The sequence below is a fragment of the Sporofaciens sp. St.21A7 genome, assembly GCF_059728535.1.
In genome coordinates, this window is the sequence record NZ_BAAGFN010000001.1 from 2068085 (window position 1) to 2084014 (window position 15930).

A 15930-nucleotide genomic window follows, 5' to 3' on the forward strand; every position below is an offset into this window, starting at 1 on the left:
TAAGTCAGGTCAACAAAAGATACTTCTTTTTCCTGAGCCTCGATCACAGCCACTAAATCACTGAGTTCTAATACTGATAATTGTTTCTTGATCTCTGTATTCATAAATTTTTACCATCCTCTCTATAATAATCCGCACCTCTTACGATTCCCTGCTTATGATCTTTTACGTTCTTTTTTGTAAGATCATTTTTTCTGTTTTTTGCAGCTCTTTTCACATAAGGCATAAGCGTGTTGTAAGTAATCAGATGAAAGTCCTTAAGTGCAAGGCTGCAAGCTGTTTCAAGGATATCTTTCCCATATACACCAGCGATATCCAATACGGTTCTTGCATCTACAAGAGCCTGTTCTTTTACTTTTGCATTGTCATACAACCTGCCTATCACGGTTCTTGTACTGTTGCCAATAGCTTCTGCTTTATTCAGCGTTGATTCCATTGTATCCGGAGTGTATATTGGATATGGAAGATGGGACATCTCTGTTCTTTTCGCATTCCGAATGCCTGTGGGAATACGTTTATGCTCAGCTACTAATTGATGTGAGGCGTAGATACAAACAAGAGAACTGTTATACTGCACATCAACGTATTTATTTATGTAACTGCTTGGAACAGAGTATTGTCCCTTGTGAAACCATATATGGGAATTCGGGCCTACTTTGTGATTATATGACCACTCACAGATCTCAAAGGGAAGCATTGGCAGGGTTCTGAGATATGGTTTTTCCTCCAGCTCATAAATTGTTTTTCTACTGCCGTTTCTCTTTTGGAAGGGTTTGTCATTTAGCCTGTCAAGCACTTTTCTGATTGCCGAATTAAGCCCTTCTATAGAATGAAAAGTTTCATTTCTGAGCATGCCGATGATCTTTCTTGCAATTTTTCCCACCGCGCCTTCGACACTTGCTTTCTGTTTGGGTTTCTTTACCTGTGCCGGCATAATTGCAACCTGGTAGTGTTCTGCAAAAGATAAATAGGAATCATTCAGCACGACCTCTCCATGTTTCGGGTGTTTGATCACGCCTGTTTTTAGGTTGTCACAGACAATCCTTACAGGTGTCCCGCCAAAGAATTCCAGCATGTGGACATTGCACGACAGCCAGTCTGATTGGTTCATAGAAGCGACAGCCTCTACATAGGTATACTGGCTGTACGGAAAAGCCGCAACAAACAGATATGCCGTTTGCTGTTCCTGTTTGTCAGGATCCATGTAGCTCATCGTAGGACCTGACCAGTCAACCTCCAGAGTTACTCCCGGTTTGTGTTCGATATGACTGGTATAATTTTTATCAGCTATAAAGCGTTTATAGCCATTTGCGAATGTAGCATAACAGCAATGGGAAATCCCTTGTGCATTACCCTTTTCACAGTATTCCTCCCATAGCAGCATTTCTGTAACCCCGACCTTTTTCAATTCACTGTGGACATACGAATAGTCCACTGGAGCAAATCTGTTTCTTGGCCTGAAGGTATGGGGATAAAAAAGGTGATAGATCTCGTCATCGTTCATCAGACATATTTCATCCCAGTCTTTGTCACATTTGTCATAAGATTCTTTCACAAATGCAACAGAATTACGAGAGACCTTCAAAGTTTTAGAGATCTCTCTGGCACTTAGATCCTTGTGAAGAAGTTCAAGGATCTGTCTTACTTTTGTTTTCTTAAACATAGAAAACCTCCTTTAAAATGTATTTGAAAAGTACGGGTACTTTTCATAAACACATCTTAAAAGAGGGATCTTATCTTAAGCAATATATTTGGATGACCACAATATATAGTGGTGGCTCCCAAGCTTTAAAATACACTGGATCCAGATGGCTCTCAAGCTTTAAATAGATGGCTCCCAAGCATTAGAATAATCAGCCGGGAAGTGGGGGCTTTTGAAGTCGTATAAGAGGGAGCGGAACGGGTGGATTTCGCTGGATTTTGTGACGAGGCTGTAAGGGTGTTTTTGTTGAGGGCAGGGATGCCTTATTTTTTTGTCTTGCTATATGTTGCCGGAGGGCTGTTGAGGTCTGGGGCGCGTCGGCCGGGGGATTCCCCGGCGGTACATACCATGCCGTTGGTATGAATTTTGGAAAGGTAAGGGAATCGGTTATGACGGTGATGGAGCTGGATGCGCTGAAAGACGTGGATGTGAGGACTGTGGAGAAGGAGGGGCTTGTGGATATCCGCAAGGTGGAGATTGACCGGAGCCTGCCGCTGGAGGAACGGAAGAGGGCTTATCTGGAAGCGGTGGGGAATCCTTATGCGGTGCGTGTGGGGGATATGAAGGTGAGGGTCCGGTTTGCGGAGGATGGGGGCTCTTTTGAAGAGGCTTTTGAAAATATGCTGCGGAATGTTTAAAATAACATTGGACTTTTTTGGGCGGAGGCGCTATGATTGTCTTAGGGACAAGTTAGTGCATCCGCCTTTTTGATTTTGCAGGTGATTCTGGCAAATTAGAAAGGAGCGGAAGCACATGAAGAACAAACAATTCAAGAAGATCTATCATGCCGCCATCTATGTCCGGTTGTCGAAGGAGGATGGCGATGTTGCGGGCGCGTCTAAAGCGGAGAGCAACAGCATTTCTAATCAGAAAGAGTTAATCAGAGATTTCCTGAAGGACAAAGAGGATATTGTGGTGGTTTCGGAACGGGTGGACGACGGGTACAGCGGTTCCAGTTTTGAGCGGCCTTCTTTCAAGCTGATGCTGGAGGATATCAAGAAGGGCGTTGTGGACTGCGTGGTTGTCAAGGATCTGTCCAGGTTCGGGCGGGAGTATATTGATTCGGGCAGGTACATTGAGCGGCTGTTCCCGGCTCTTGGGGTGCGCTTTATTGCGGTGAATGACGGGTACGACAGCCTGGAGGGGAAAGACCAGTCAGATGAGATTATCATTCCGTTTAAAAATTTGATAAATGACGCTTACTGCCGGGATATTTCGGTGAAGATCCGGAGCCACCTGGAGGTGAAGCGGAAGAACGGGGAGTTTATCGGTTCTTTTGCGCCTTATGGGTATCAGAAGGACGAGGGATGCCGGAACCGGCTTGTCATTGACCCGGTGGCCGCAGGCGTGGTGAGGGATATTTTCCGTATGAAGCTGCACGGCATGAGCCAGGATGCCATTGCGGGCAGGCTGAATGATATGGGGGTGCTGTCTCCTATGGAGTATAAGAGCGCGTCCGGGAGCAATTATCAGACCGGCTTTAAGACTGGGGAGCGGGCGCTGTGGAGTTCGGTGACGGTGCGGCGGATATTGGAAAATGAGTGTTATGTTGGGAATCTGGTGCAGGGCAGGCAGACGACGCCGAACCATAAGGTGAAGAAGTCCTTTGTGAAGCCGGAGAAGGACTGGGTGAGGATTGAGAAGAACCATGAGGCTGTGGTTTCGGACCGGGATTTTGCTATTGTGCAGAGGCTCCTGGGGATGGATACGAGGATGTCCCCGGAGCAGTCGGAGGTGTACCCTCTGGCGGGCATGGTGGTGTGTGCGGACTGCGGGGCGGCCATGGTGCGGAAGAATGTGTGTTCCGGGAAGCGGAAGTACCGGTATTATGTGTGTTCGAGGAATAAGGAGACGAAGGAGTGTGCGAGCCACAGGATCGGGGTGGAGAGGCTGGAAGAGGCGGTCCTGGAGGTCTTGAAGGTGCAGGTTGCCAATGTGCTGGATTTGAAGCGGGCGATGGAGAAGGTGTCTGAGATCCCGTTCCAGGAGCTGGATATCCGGGAATTGGAGAGGCGGATTGAGCAGAAGGAGGCGGAGGTTCTGCGGTGTCGGGAGCTGCGGAACATGCTTTATGAGGATATGAAGGACGGGATTGTCTCTAAGGAGGATTATAGGGAGCTGCATGAGGCTTATACGCAGAGACGAGATCTGGCGGAGGAAGCGGTGCGGCAGATGAAGGGTGAGATTGAAGATATCCTTGCTTCCAATACGGATAAGTACCGGTGGCTGGATTATTTTGCGGAGCATGAGAATATTGACCGGCTGACAAGGAATGTGGCGGTGGAGCTGATTGAGCGGGTGAAGGTCGTGGACCGGGAGACGGTCGAGGTGGTTTTCAGTTTCGGGGACTGTTACAGGGAGGTCCTGGAGGGGCTGAAACATGCGGGCTGTGAGGCGGTCTGTGACAGCCGGGGCCGGATTCGGTTTGAGTGGAAGGAGGCGGTGTAATATGGCGAGGAAGTCTAAGAAGGTGGATTTTGTGAATGTGAATGACCTGCCGAGTGGTTCCGGGGCGCAGGTTCCGGTTCCGGTGAAGGCGGTCTGTTATAGGGCGGGGCTGTATGCCAGGCTTTCGGAGGAGACGGAGGAAAACCGGGAGCGGGCGACGGTGGAGACGCAGATGGAGCTTCTGCGGAAGTTCGTGGCGGAGCGGGAGGATATGGTCATAGGGAAGGAGTATGCGGATATCTCCTGCACGGGTACGAATTTTGAGCGTCCGGGGTTTGAGGCGATGGTGCGGGATATGAGGGACGGGGTGATTGACTGTATTGTTGTGAAGGACCTGTCCAGGCTGGGACGGGATTATGTGGAGACGGGGAATTATATTGAGCGGGTGTTTCCGTTTTTCGGCGTGAGGTTTATTGCGGTGACGGACGGGTATGATTCGGAGAAGCCGGGCGGGGAGCTGATGATGCCGCTGAAAAATATGGTGAATGAGCTGTATGTGAAGGATTTGTCCAGGAAGATGAGGACGGCGCACAGGGCGTACTGGCGGAACGGGGAGTATTCATCGGGGGCGGTCCCGTATGGGTATGTGAATGTGGAACGGCGGCTTTACCCGGACGAGCGGGTGAAGGGGACGGTGCAGGAGATTTTCCGGCTGTTCCTGGAGGGGTGTTCGTTGAAGGAGATTGCAAGGCGGGTTTCCCGAAAAGAGATGAATCCGAAGGCTTATAAGATGTTGCGGTTCGGGCATGAGGTTCCAGAGGGGTTTAATACGGAATGGAATTATGTGACGGTGAGAACCATATTGACGAATTATGCTTATGTGGGAGCCAGCGTCCATAACAGGTATAAGAGGGTGGCTGGGAAGCAGGTGAAAATACCGGAGGAAGAGTGGATTGTTGTGGAAGGGACGCATGAAGCACTGGTGGGTAGGGAGGACTATGAGAAAGTTCAGAAACTGCTGGCGGGCAATGCGGAAAGGTTCCATTCTACCCATGGGGAGAACGGTTATGACCATGCCCGTTTTAATCTTCTGGGGAAGAAGATTGTCTGTGCGGACTGTGGAAAGGTAATGGGGTTCCGTACAGAGGGAGCAAGGCATGACAAGAAGTTTTACCGATGCAAGACGTATCTTCAATCTACTCATGGGAGCTGTACGAACCATAAGGTTTCGTTGGAAGATGTCAACCAGGCTGTTTTTGGAACGGTTGCTGCCCATATGAGGCTCTGTATTGAGGCGGAGGAAACTGTGAGGCGGATGAATGCGGATGACAGGAATTTGAGGAAGTATGATTTTTATGGGAAGGAAGCTGAACGGATAAGGAAGGAGCTGCAGAGGGAGACGGAAGTGAAAGCCGGTATTTTTGAGGATTATAGAGATGGACTGATTGATGAGGAACAGTATGCGCAGATCAGCGGGCAATATGCCGAAAAGATCAGGGCATTGACGGCAAGGCTTGGGGAAGTCCAAAAGGCACGGGCGGAGTATTCCAGCAGATATTGTGTAGACAGAAACTGGAAGGCTGTCGTTGAGGGATGTTTGGATATGCAGAGTCTGACGAGGGAAATGGTTGAGGCGTTTGTGGATAAGGTTGCGGTGCATGAGGGAGGGGATGTTGAAGTGTATCTGAAATATGATGATGTGCTGGAAGATTTGTTGAGAATCAGGGCAGAGAGAGAGGCGGTATGATGAAGAAGAGGATAGTCGCTATGTATCTTCGGCTTTCCAATGAGGACAGCGGTAAGGGTGAAATGGAAGAGAGCAACAGTATTTCGGCGCAGAGGGTGTTGCTGAAAAGGCATATAGAGGAACTGCTGCAGGGGGAGGAATATGTTATCACGGAGTATTGTGATGACGGGTATTCCGGCGTTGACTTCCGCAGGCCGGGGGTGCAGGCGCTGATTGAGGCGGCGAAGGACGGGAAGGTTGATATGATCGTTGTGAAGGACTTTTCACGGTTCGGGAGGGATTATCTGGAAGTGGGGAGGTTCCTGGAATATATCTTTCCGATCCTGCAGGTTCGGTTTGTGTCGGTGAATGACGGTTACGACAGTGAGGATAAGTTCGGAGCGACGGGCGGGATGAGTGTTGCGTTGAAGAATCTGGTCTATGGGATGTACAGCGCGGATTTGTCTAAGAAGGTGCGGTCTGCCAGGGATACGAGGGTGAGGAACGGGGAGTTTGTTGGGCAGTTTGCCCCTTATGGGTATCGGAAGAACCCAGAGGATAAGCACAGGCTTTTGGTTGATGAAGATGCGGCGTGGGTTGTGCGGAGGATTTTTGGGATGGCGGCGGACGGAACCGGTTATGCGGAGATTGCCAGAAGGCTGAATGAAGAGGGGATACCGTCAAGGGTTGTTTATCACAAGATGGCAGGAGATACTTATGGAGACAGGCAGCCTCATGTAAAGGTGAAGAGGTGGTGTGCTTCTTCGGTAAGGGATATTATTACGGATGAGGTGTATCTGGGGAAGTTAATCTGGAACCGGGCGAAGTGCGGTATGGATACGGATAAGAAGGTGGTGAGGCAGCCAAGGGAGAAGTGGATCGTGGTGGAGGGACATCATGAGGCACTGGTTTCCCGGAGTGTTTTTGAGAAGGCTAATGAGGGAGTAGGGACTGCGGATAAAGCCAGAAAAAAAATGAAGAAGAGGGAAAGTATTTTTTTCTGCGGGCATTGCGGGAAGGCACTGCAGCTTAGGAGCAGGGCTAACGGCAGGTATTTCTGCGGAGGCCGGACGCAGGAGCGGGAGAATGACTGCCAGAAAGTGACTGTCAGGAAGAACGAACTGGAGGGAGCAGTGCTTTGCCAGGTGAGGAAGATGGCGGATGTGCTGGCGGCAGAGCGGGATATCAGCAGGACGGCTCAAAAGGACGGCAGGGTGGCAGTTCTTGAAAAGACGGTTGCGGAGAGTGTGAAGGAGTTGACACAGTGGAAGGGAAGGAAGATGCGGCTGTATGAGCGGTATAAGGCCGGGGAAATCAGCAGGGAGGATTATGTGGAGCGGATTGAGACGGGCAGGGTGCGGATGGAAGAGCTAGAGCGGAGCAGGCGTGAAGCGCAGGCGGAGCTTGAATGTATGAGGGAGGCTGCCGGTTCAGAGGAAGTGGCAGACGAGGAACTGGCTGGACTTTCTGTACTGGAGGTTTTTGATAGGGAGAGGTTGAAGATGCTGATTGAGAAGGTGGTTGTCTATGGGGAGGATGCTATGGAGATTGTGTGGAAGGTGAGGAATCCGTTTGAGGGTGAGGTTTCTGCCTGAAAGATAGTTCCAATTTTGGGAAAGTAGTGGTAAAATTGAGCCATGGGCAGGTTGTGTCTGTGGCTCATATTTATTTGAGCAATTTAAGGTGAAAATGGGGTTGGATAGATGAATAGGATCGGATTTAGTAAATTTAAGAGGAAAGTATTTTTAAGCTATACATTTAAAGATTATGAGAAAATTGCTTTGGTTAGTAAAAAGCTAAATGAACTTGGATTTGATATTTTTACAGACGTTTGTTCGACAAATGCTGGTAATAATATAGTCAGATATTTTAATGAACAGATTGAAAAATGTGATTGCTTTGTGTTTGTCGTAGCAGAAAAATTTCTTGAAAATTCTATTTGGGAATATGATATTGCATTAAACACTGGAAAAACGGTATTTGTGTTTGTAAAAAAAGAATTATTTCATGGGGATATTCAAAAGAGGTTTGGAAATAGGACAGTCACATTATGGAATGATGAAAATGAGTTGGCACATTGTATTATTGATGAAATTTCCAGATATGGATACAGGTATCCTCTTAGGGGGTATCAGTTTGAATATATTGTGGGTGAGATTTTTAAAAGTTATGGATGCCTGACTAAAATGTCTAATAGGAATGAGTATTATGATATTTTAGCAGAAAAAGAGAACATCAGATTTTATATTGAGGCGAAAGCAATTAGGCAGAGGGTAATAAGTACGTCTATAATCTCCAAAGCATTGGCATCTGCATCTATGCTGGAAGATACATACAATTCAAAATATATATTAGTGGTGGCAAATGAGTTGTCTTCTCAGGCATGGGAAATAATCAAGCAAAAAGCAGATATTTTAGTTGTAGATATTAGAAATTTGTTGTATATAGTACAATGTGATGAAGTTTTAAAATCTCAATTACTTTCAATTTTGGAGTATTCTACGGAGGATATTGAGCCTTATGAGCCTATAGATTTATTAAAGTTAATGGGGGTAAAGGTTCAGAATGAAAATGTAGATACAGTTGAAAAGCCGAACGATTATGAAATTATTGAATCATTGATAGCGGAGATACAGGCTTGGGAACCGAAGACAAGAAAGAGTTCTGAATATGAAAATCTATGTACTAAGGTTTTAAATATTCTTTTTGCAGCAGATTTGGCATTGTGGAGTGAACAACAGAAATCAAATGAGGATTTATATAGGTTTGATTTAATATGCAAAATTAAAGATGATATAAAAGAGAGTTTTTGGAAATTTATTGAGGAATATTTTCGGTCTAAATATATTATTTTTGAATTTAAGAATTATTCAGAAACAATAACACAAAAAGAAATATATACTACGGACAAATACTTGTATGCGAAAGCGCTTAGATGTGTTGCGATAATAATTTCATGTTATGGGGAAGATAAAAATGCTAAAAAAGCAATTAAAGGGACGTTGAGAGAGAATGGGAAATTGATTATCAGCATTTCAAATAAGGATTTGGTTGATCTGCTGAACGAAAAACTGCACGGTGGTTCTCCGGCAGAGTATCTTTATAATAGGCTGGATACGATGCTTATAGAGTTGGATAAATAAGTTGTTAATTTTATTTGAGAAAATTGTGTATGGAGTAAAAGTGTGCTGATGAATATAGGGAAAAAGGTTAAGGATGTTTTATTAGAATCTGATAAATATAATACAGATACATTTATTGAATCAAATATGCCTTTGTTAAGAAGGGAAAAAGAACTATCTGAACTGAAAAAAATACTGAGTGAATCAGGTAATCATGTAGCCTTAATTACTGGTGTTGCAGGGATCGGAAAGTCAACATTAGTAAGGGTGTATGCAGAAGAGAATAAAGAGCAATATAGTAATGTTTATATATGGCATGCGTGGCAACTTCCAAAAGATTTGAGGGTAGAAGATAATTCCCTTATTATTATTGATGATGCAGATGAATTGGATTCAAAGAAGTTAGAAGAAATAATAAAATATAATGAGTTATCATTTATATTAGTAGTTGGTAGAACTGTGGATTATCGTTTTAGTAAAGAAAAATTTGTTTGTTTATCAGTGAACGGATTGAGCCAAAGTGAGATAGTTTCTTTTCGTCTAAATAGATTTAAAGATCATCTTATAGATTTTGATTATGAAGAAATGAAAAGGATTCTTTTATTGACGCAGGGAAATCCACTTATTATAGAGAATATGTTTAGGCTGGTAGACAGTCTTGGTATCGATATTATAGACAAATTATTATATCAGCAAATTTCTGTAGGAAAATCAGATATAGTTGTTCCGAATAAAAGTATTATAAGCCCCTCTTTAATCAGCATAAAGAAGGATGTATTACAGATAAATAATGATTTGATGTGTTATATTGCACAAGAACCAATGAGCATGTATGAATTATCGCCAAGAGAATTTGAAAAAATAATGGCGGAGTTATTTAAGAAATTAGGTTATGAAGTAGAACTGACAAAACAGACAAGGGATGGAGGGGTAGATATTTACATAGCAGAGAAAACAGACTTAGGAAAGTTTTTGTTCCTGGTGGAGTGTAAACATTATGCTCCAAATAGACCGGTGGGAATAGAAGTAATAAGAAATATGTATGGCGTTTTGGGAATGAATAAACGAAAGCCAACAGGAGGTATTATTGCTACTACTTCACACTTTGCTAAAGGAGTGAGGGAAGAGATAGTAGAATTAAACTTAGAACATAGGATATCATTGCACGATTTTGAGTATATATCGGAGCTTTTGGCGAAGGCATATTTATAGATTAAATTGAGGTGAATGTTATTTGGTATTATGTTTACAAATATTGATTAGTGTTATATTTTTGATAGAGAGTTGAGAGGAAAAATTTTTTATTCCTTGCTTGACACAGGCAGACCTTATGATCCTCCATCATTCACAGCCGGAAAATGATGTGGAGGCATACCAGGCAATGGAGCAGGCCGTTGCAGATGGAAAACTGAGATCCATCGGGCTGTCTAATTACTATGAGCCGGAGGACTTTGACCGTCTGGTGGACGCAACAACGATTGTCCCTGCATTAATCCAAAACGAAACCCATCCATACCATCAGAGCATGGAGATGAAGGGGCATATTGCCCAGTACGGGACAGTCATGGAATCCTGGTTCCCATTGGGCGGAAGGGGAAATACGCAGACATTATTTAATGATGGAACCATCAGCAGCATAGCCGAAGCGCACGGTAAGACTTCTGCACAGGTTATCCTGCGCTGGCACCTGCAGGCGGGTAATATCGCGCTCCCCGGTTCAAGCAATGAGGCACATATCCAGGAAAACTTTGAGATTTTTGATTTTGAGCTGTCAGAGGATGAAATGCAGAGGATGACGGATATCGATAAGGATCAGAGATTTGCGGCTTATTGATAAGGAGGCGCTGAATGAAGACCAGATTATTAAGGGATATTGAAGTATCCGAAGTCGGTATGGGATGCATGGCGTTTTCCCATGGCTATGGGCAGATACCGCCGGAGGAATACAGTGTGGAAGCAATCCGGAATGCCTGCCGGAACGGATGTACATTTTTTGATACCGCAGAAATCTACAGCCCGAACCTTTCCGGCATTGGACATAATGAGCGCATTGTGGGGAATGCGCTGCATGGGGTAAGGGAGCAGGTGGTGATCGCTACGAAGCTGTTTTTAAATGGCTTTGAAGCCATCGGAAGGGGATCTGTTTACCATGCAGTCCGCAGTCATCTGGAAGAGTCGCTGAGACGGCTCCGGACGGACAGGGTGGATTTATATTATCTCCACAGGATGGGCGGTGTGTCCGTGGAGAAGATTGCGGAAGCTATGGGCAGGCTCATAGAAGATGGGCTGATCCGTGGCTGGGGATTGTCCCAGGTGGATGTACCTGTCATTCAGAAAGCAAACAGGGTAACGCCGCTCTCGGCAGTCCAAAATATTTATTCCATGGTGGAGCGGGACGCGGAAAAGGGCGTGATCCCTTACTGTCTGGAGAACAACATCGGCTTCGTCCCGTTTTCACCGATTGCCAGCGGGCTTCTTTCAGGGAAGATCACAGTGGACACACAATTTGAGAAAAACGATGATGTCAGGAACTGGGTCCCGCAGCTTTCCAAAGCAAACATTGCGGGGAACCAGCCGATTATTGACCTTCTGAAAAGATACGCAGAAATGAAAGATGCGACCAGTGCGCAGATTTCCTTGGCGTGGATGCTGCACAAGTACCCCAATGTGGTTCCGATACCGGGTTCAAAAAATAAGGAACGCATTGTTGAGAATCTGGAAGCGTCCAAAGTGGAACTAACAGACGAAGAGTTCCGCTCTCTGGAGGAAGCGCTGGACGGGTGCAGGGTATATGGCCACCGGGGATTTCGCAGGTAGCGGCAGGGTGGCAGCTTTACAGAGAAACCGCTGCAGAGGGTATCGCCGCAGTCGGCGGCGGAGAAATTTTATACAGATAAGAAAATAAGAGATGGAGGTATTGCCATGAAAAAAGTGTTGGTCGCTTATTTTTCCCATGAAGGAGAAGCCTATGTGGGAGGGAAAATTGTAAAACTGAAGATTGGAAATACAAGGGTTGCGGCACAGATGATCCATGGATTGACAGGCGGGGATGTATTTCGCATCGAAACGGAGAAACCATATCCGGATGACCATATGGAAACCGTAGAGCTGGCAAAATCCGAGCAGAATGCAAAAGCGCGCCCGGCATTGAAAGCGGATGCCCTAAAAATGGCTGACTATGATACCGTGATCCTGGGTTACCCAAACTGGTGGGGAACCTGCCCAATGGCTGTGTTCACGTTTTTGGAAGGGCATGATTTCTTTGGGAAGACAATCCTTCCTCTCTGTACCCACGAAGGCAGCGGCATGGGACGCAGCGAAGCCGATATCCAGGCAGCCTGTCCCGGCGCAAAGGTAGAAAGAGGGCTGGCGGTCACAGGAGGCAGGGTGTCACAGGCAGAGAATGATATCAGGAAATGGCTGGAGAGGTATGGATTTTAATAAATGGCGGATTAGGAATGGAGGAAACCAAAATGAATCAGACTTATGTAACTTTAAATGATGGAAACAAAATCCCTCAGTTTGGCCTTGGTGTATATATGATTCCGGGGGATGGAAACACAAAGGCAGCGTGTATGGAGGCTTTTCGTGCAGGCTACCGCCATATTGACACTGCCCATGCTTACCAGAATGAGCGTGGAGTCGGGGAGGCCGTAAAAGAAAGCGGTATTCCCCGTGAGGAAATCTGGATCACCACAAAGCTCTGGCCCAGCGAGTATGGCGAGGGAAAGACGGCGGCAGCGATTGACAAAATGCTTTCCAGGCTGGATACGGGGTATATTGACCTGCTTTTGCTTCATCAGCAGTTTGGCGATTATATCGGGGCGTGGAAAGATATGGAAAAAGCTGTTGCTGAAGGCAAGGTGAAATCCATCGGTATTAGCAATTTTGAATCGGAGCGTTTGGAAGAACTGATTGCCGCCGCAACCATTAAGCCGTCAGTCCTGCAGGTGGAGTGCCATCCGTATTATCAGCAGAATGAATTGAAAAAGCGGATTTCATCCTGCGGCACGGTGATTGAAAGCTGGTATCCTATCGGGCATGGCGACAAGGAGCTTCTGAATGAGCCGGTGTTTACTGAACTTGCGGAAAAGTATGGGAAGAACAATGTACAGATCATCCTACGCTGGCATATCCAGGAGGGAACAATTGTATTCCCGAAATCTACCAATCCGAAGCATATTCAGGAAAATATCGACATTTTTGACTTTGAACTGACGGCGGAAGAAATGGAGCGAATCCGGGCTTTGGATAAGGGTGTCCGCTTCTTTAACATGAGCCTTGCGGAGCAGGAAGCACATTTGAGTGCGTTCATACCTGCAGATTAAACAGAAAATGAGGTGGTATCATGGAATTAGAACGAATCAATATGCGGGACGAAAGCTATCAGGCTTCCGTCCAGGAAATCCACAGGTGTGGAAAACTGTGCTTTCAGATCAACCGAACAGAACCCCATTCCGAGGAAGGGCGGCGGTTGACAGATGAACTTTTTGAATCGCCGTTGCCGGAAGGAAGTGTCATCTTCCCTCCGATGCAGATTGATTTGGGGAAGAGAATCAAAATCGGGAAAAATGTAATTATCAACCACAATCTGACCTGTATGTCGAGGGGGAGCATTGAGATTGAGGATGATGTGATGATCGGCCCCGAAGTGGCACTGCTTACGGCAATTTTTTTCGGAAATGAAGGGAATTCCAGTCAGGGTGGCTTGATCCGTATGGGGAAGATTACTTCGGATTTAAGTGTATTTGAGACAATGGAGGACAATGTGGCCGTGACGGTTGAAATCGCAGACAGGCAGGAAGGAGAAGTTATGCAGGAATATGATTTTTCTGTTTTTGAAAATGTGGAACTGATCGGGGTGGATCTGTCTGCCATGAGCGGGGAGCAGATAGAAGTCCTCTATCAGCAGGCGAGGTACTGCCAGGCAATGACGGATGCGGATATTGTTACCATGCGGGAACTTGTGCCGGAGGATATGACCTTTACACATATGAGCGGTAGGCAGCAGACGCGGGAAGAATATTTTGCGGATGTGGAGGATGGCAGTCTCCGGTATTTTACGATTGGTATTGACTCCCCGGTGGTGGAGGTAGATGGAGATACTGCCTCTGTCACTTATACTTCGGTATTGAACGCCAATGCTTACGGTGCAAGAGGAACTTACCGCATGAGTGGAACGCACTGTGTTTCAGGTATTCAAAACAGACGGTCAAGGATTTAGAAAATATAAAAACCTTCCTCTCCAAAATCGTCGTCAAATGGGTCATCTTCATTTAAGAAATAATCCATATCAAGAAGGTCATCCTCGCTCATGCGGCGAATGTCCCCGGATGTCATGCCTTCGGGTGGATTATCTATATATTTTTTGCGTAGTTTCTCTGTGTTTGGGTTCATAAGTACAGCCTCCTTTGAAAGGAGTATACTACAGAAATGGGAATTAAGAAAGTCATGCAGAAGACCTTTTTCCACGAGAACGGGACATGACTTTCTCGTACAATTCTTCCAGAGAAACGCGCTTGTGGTTGAAATAGAGTTCTAAAAACAGCATAGTTGTGCCACATTCACATTTCAGCGGGTCATAGCCAAAAGCAGAGAGAATGGCCGTGCGCCACTGGTTAAAGCTTCTGAAAATGCGGTGTTTTTCACGGGAAATGATTCTATAAAGTTTTTTATCAATCTCCCGGTGGCGTGCATAAATGCCGCCATAGCGGATCATTTTGAAATGCTTTTCCGGGATATGGCGGATCAGGCGCTCTATGAACTCCATAACAGGAAGGGTCTCTTCCACATAGGCGTCATCTTCGTGGCGGTTGTAGTGAAAGATGACAAAGTCACCATCATAGCTGTCAATCCGGGATGTGGCGATAACAGGCCGCCCCAGATAGCGTCCAATGTATTTTATGGCAGTTTTTGGGTCACATTTATTAGGCTTAGCATAGACATAGAAACCGTCTTTGTGATCCCGGTAACAGCGTGACTTAACCCTTTTGAAAGAAGGGCCGATTTTGGAGTCCATTTCATTGAGCAGGGCAGTGCGGAAAGCATTGAGGAGATAGGTATAGTTGAAGTGTCTGGTATTGCGCCAGAAACCATTATCGCTGTAACCACCCTCAGAAATAAGGCAGTGTATATGGGGGTTCCATTTTAAGTCCCTGCCAAAAGTGTGGAGGACCATGATAAAACCGGGAGTAAAGTTCATGGACTTATTCTGTTTAAAAAACATGCGTGAAACAACATTGTTTACGGCATGAAAAAGGCAGTCGAGGAGGGAACGGTCATTGAGGAAAAAATCCCGGAGCTGCTCATCAATTGTAAAAACACAGTGGCGATGACGGACATTTACCAGTTTAAAGGACATACTGGTAGTGCATTCCATGGCATATTTATTGCCACAGGTGGGGCAGAAACGGCTTTTACAGCGGAAAGGGACAAACTTAAGCTTTCCGCAGTGTGGACAGCCATACATGGCGCCACCAAAGGAGGGATCGCCGCAGTTGATCATTTTTTCAACATTTTCGATGACAGAGTCACGGGGATGTAGGATATAAACCATTTCTTCATAATGATCTTTAAAAATTTCTTGTAGTATGCTCATAAGACTATTATGCAGGAAAACAAAAGAAAAAGAAACCCCTAATTCCCCCATGAATGGGGGCTAGGGGGTTGAAGTGTCGAAGACACTTTTTTATCGAATTATAGAAAAAATCATGAAATTGTGATACAATAAATTTAACTATTAGTTAAATTGCATTTAGAAACATGAGGCGATAAAGAAATGCTAAAAAATAATATTGAAATAGATGTTAAGGTTAAGTGCGTAGAAGAGCAAATTACTCAGGCAGAGCTTGCCGAAAAATCGGGAACATCTCCGTCCTACGTGAATCGACTGATAAAAAGCCCGGAGAAGATAATCAACAAGACTTTTATCCAAATGATGGAACAACTTGGATATGACGTCGAACTTACCTATGTTAAAAAATAAATGCCGC

Annotated in this window: 15 protein-coding genes; 12 read left to right on the forward strand and 3 right to left on the reverse strand. The window is 45.5% G+C overall.

Going from position 1 to position 15930, the window contains the following annotated elements:
- Positions 1-100 precede the first annotated feature (100 nt).
- Positions 101-1663 (reverse strand): IS21 family transposase, encoded by a 1563-nt coding sequence (gene istA, locus AC6I3O_RS10265; protein ID WP_497850770.1) that lies wholly within the window; start codon positions 1661-1663, stop codon positions 101-103.
- 398 nt (positions 1664-2061) lie between these two features.
- On the opposite strand from istA, the gene AC6I3O_RS10270 reads away from it, so the two are divergent.
- From AC6I3O_RS10270 to AC6I3O_RS10320, 11 genes are all read left to right on the forward strand, one after another.
- Entirely contained in the window at positions 2062-2340 is a 279-nt protein-coding gene (locus AC6I3O_RS10270; protein ID WP_497850794.1) for a DUF6870 family protein, read from the forward strand.
- A gap of 115 nt (positions 2341-2455) precedes the next feature.
- On the forward strand, positions 2456-4150 hold the full coding sequence (locus tag AC6I3O_RS10275; RefSeq protein WP_497850795.1) for a recombinase family protein: 1695 nt from the start codon (positions 2456-2458) through the stop codon (positions 4148-4150).
- Between the two features lies 1 nt (position 4151).
- Entirely contained in the window at positions 4152-5837 is a 1686-nt protein-coding gene (locus AC6I3O_RS10280; RefSeq protein ID WP_497850796.1) for a recombinase family protein, read from the forward strand.
- Entirely contained in the window at positions 5837-7411 is a 1575-nt protein-coding gene (locus tag AC6I3O_RS10285) for a recombinase family protein (protein WP_497850797.1), read from the forward strand. The genes AC6I3O_RS10280 and AC6I3O_RS10285 overlap by 1 nt, the downstream gene beginning before the upstream one ends.
- A 108-nt stretch (positions 7412-7519) precedes the next feature.
- Positions 7520-8959: a TIR domain-containing protein gene (locus AC6I3O_RS10290; RefSeq protein WP_497850798.1), complete on the forward strand. Its 1440-nt coding sequence runs from the start codon at positions 7520-7522 to the stop codon at positions 8957-8959.
- Between the two features lie 48 nt (positions 8960-9007).
- Positions 9008-10150 carry a restriction endonuclease gene (locus tag AC6I3O_RS10295; RefSeq protein WP_497850799.1) on the forward strand — a complete coding sequence of 381 codons (1143 nt, stop codon included), beginning with the start codon at positions 9008-9010 and terminating at the stop codon, positions 10148-10150.
- Between the two features lie 100 nt (positions 10151-10250).
- Positions 10251-10772 carry an aldo/keto reductase gene (locus AC6I3O_RS10300; RefSeq protein WP_497850800.1) on the forward strand — a complete coding sequence of 174 codons (522 nt, stop codon included), beginning with the start codon at positions 10251-10253 and terminating at the stop codon, positions 10770-10772.
- A gap of 14 nt (positions 10773-10786) precedes the next feature.
- A complete protein-coding gene (locus tag AC6I3O_RS10305) occupies positions 10787-11755 on the forward strand; it encodes an aldo/keto reductase (RefSeq protein WP_300820806.1) in 969 nt (322 codons plus the stop codon).
- A 105-nt stretch (positions 11756-11860) separates the two neighbouring features.
- Positions 11861-12379: a flavodoxin gene (locus tag AC6I3O_RS10310; protein ID WP_497850801.1), complete on the forward strand. Its 519-nt coding sequence runs from the start codon at positions 11861-11863 to the stop codon at positions 12377-12379.
- A 32-nt stretch (positions 12380-12411) separates the two neighbouring features.
- Positions 12412-13266 carry an aldo/keto reductase gene (locus AC6I3O_RS10315; RefSeq protein WP_497850802.1) on the forward strand — a complete coding sequence of 285 codons (855 nt, stop codon included), beginning with the start codon at positions 12412-12414 and terminating at the stop codon, positions 13264-13266.
- Between the two features lie 20 nt (positions 13267-13286).
- The gene (locus AC6I3O_RS10320; RefSeq protein WP_497850803.1) at positions 13287-14162 is read left to right on the forward strand and encodes a DUF4440 domain-containing protein; all 876 of its coding nucleotides are present in this window, start codon (positions 13287-13289) and stop codon (positions 14160-14162) included.
- On the opposite strand, the gene AC6I3O_RS10325 is transcribed toward AC6I3O_RS10320, so the two are convergent.
- Both AC6I3O_RS10325 and AC6I3O_RS10330 read right to left on the reverse strand, forming a co-directional pair.
- Positions 14159-14335, reverse strand: a complete 177-nt coding sequence (locus AC6I3O_RS10325; protein WP_168354808.1) for a hypothetical protein — start codon at positions 14333-14335, stop codon at positions 14159-14161. The two genes, AC6I3O_RS10320 and AC6I3O_RS10325, sit on opposite strands and share 4 nt — an antisense overlap.
- A 52-nt stretch (positions 14336-14387) precedes the next feature.
- Entirely contained in the window at positions 14388-15536 is a 1149-nt protein-coding gene (locus tag AC6I3O_RS10330; RefSeq protein WP_497850804.1) for an IS91 family transposase, read from the reverse strand.
- A gap of 180 nt (positions 15537-15716) precedes the next feature.
- On the opposite strand from AC6I3O_RS10330, the gene AC6I3O_RS10335 reads away from it, so the two are divergent.
- A complete protein-coding gene (locus tag AC6I3O_RS10335; RefSeq protein ID WP_497850805.1) occupies positions 15717-15923 on the forward strand; it encodes a helix-turn-helix domain-containing protein in 207 nt (68 codons plus the stop codon).
- The last annotated feature ends 7 nt before the right edge of the window (positions 15924-15930 follow it).

What these genes read in the sequence shown, in the direction of transcription:
- AC6I3O_RS10310 (WP_497850801.1), top strand. Translation starts at nt 11,861, where the DNA reads ATGAAAAAAGTGTTGGTCGCTTATTTTTCCCATGAAGGAGAAGCCTAT.
- istA (WP_497850770.1), bottom strand. Translation starts at nt 1,663, where the DNA reads ATGTTTAAGAAAACAAAAGTAAGACAGATCCTTGAACTTCTTCACAAG.
- AC6I3O_RS10335 (WP_497850805.1), top strand. Translation starts at nt 15,717, where the DNA reads ATGCTAAAAAATAATATTGAAATAGATGTTAAGGTTAAGTGCGTAGAA.
- AC6I3O_RS10275 (WP_497850795.1), top strand. Translation starts at nt 2,456, where the DNA reads ATGAAGAACAAACAATTCAAGAAGATCTATCATGCCGCCATCTATGTC.
- AC6I3O_RS10330 (WP_497850804.1), bottom strand. Translation starts at nt 15,536, where the DNA reads ATGAGCATACTACAAGAAATTTTTAAAGATCATTATGAAGAAATGGTT.
- AC6I3O_RS10285 (WP_497850797.1), top strand. Translation starts at nt 5,837, where the DNA reads ATGAAGAAGAGGATAGTCGCTATGTATCTTCGGCTTTCCAATGAGGAC.
- AC6I3O_RS10280 (WP_497850796.1), top strand. Translation starts at nt 4,152, where the DNA reads ATGGCGAGGAAGTCTAAGAAGGTGGATTTTGTGAATGTGAATGACCTG.
- AC6I3O_RS10295 (WP_497850799.1), top strand. Translation starts at nt 9,008, where the DNA reads ATGAATATAGGGAAAAAGGTTAAGGATGTTTTATTAGAATCTGATAAA.
- AC6I3O_RS10305 (WP_300820806.1), top strand. Translation starts at nt 10,787, where the DNA reads ATGAAGACCAGATTATTAAGGGATATTGAAGTATCCGAAGTCGGTATG.
- AC6I3O_RS10270 (WP_497850794.1), top strand. Translation starts at nt 2,062, where the DNA reads ATGAATTTTGGAAAGGTAAGGGAATCGGTTATGACGGTGATGGAGCTG.
- AC6I3O_RS10315 (WP_497850802.1), top strand. Translation starts at nt 12,412, where the DNA reads ATGAATCAGACTTATGTAACTTTAAATGATGGAAACAAAATCCCTCAG.
- AC6I3O_RS10290 (WP_497850798.1), top strand. Translation starts at nt 7,520, where the DNA reads ATGAATAGGATCGGATTTAGTAAATTTAAGAGGAAAGTATTTTTAAGC.
- AC6I3O_RS10320 (WP_497850803.1), top strand. Translation starts at nt 13,287, where the DNA reads ATGGAATTAGAACGAATCAATATGCGGGACGAAAGCTATCAGGCTTCC.
- AC6I3O_RS10325 (WP_168354808.1), bottom strand. Translation starts at nt 14,335, where the DNA reads ATGAACCCAAACACAGAGAAACTACGCAAAAAATATATAGATAATCCA.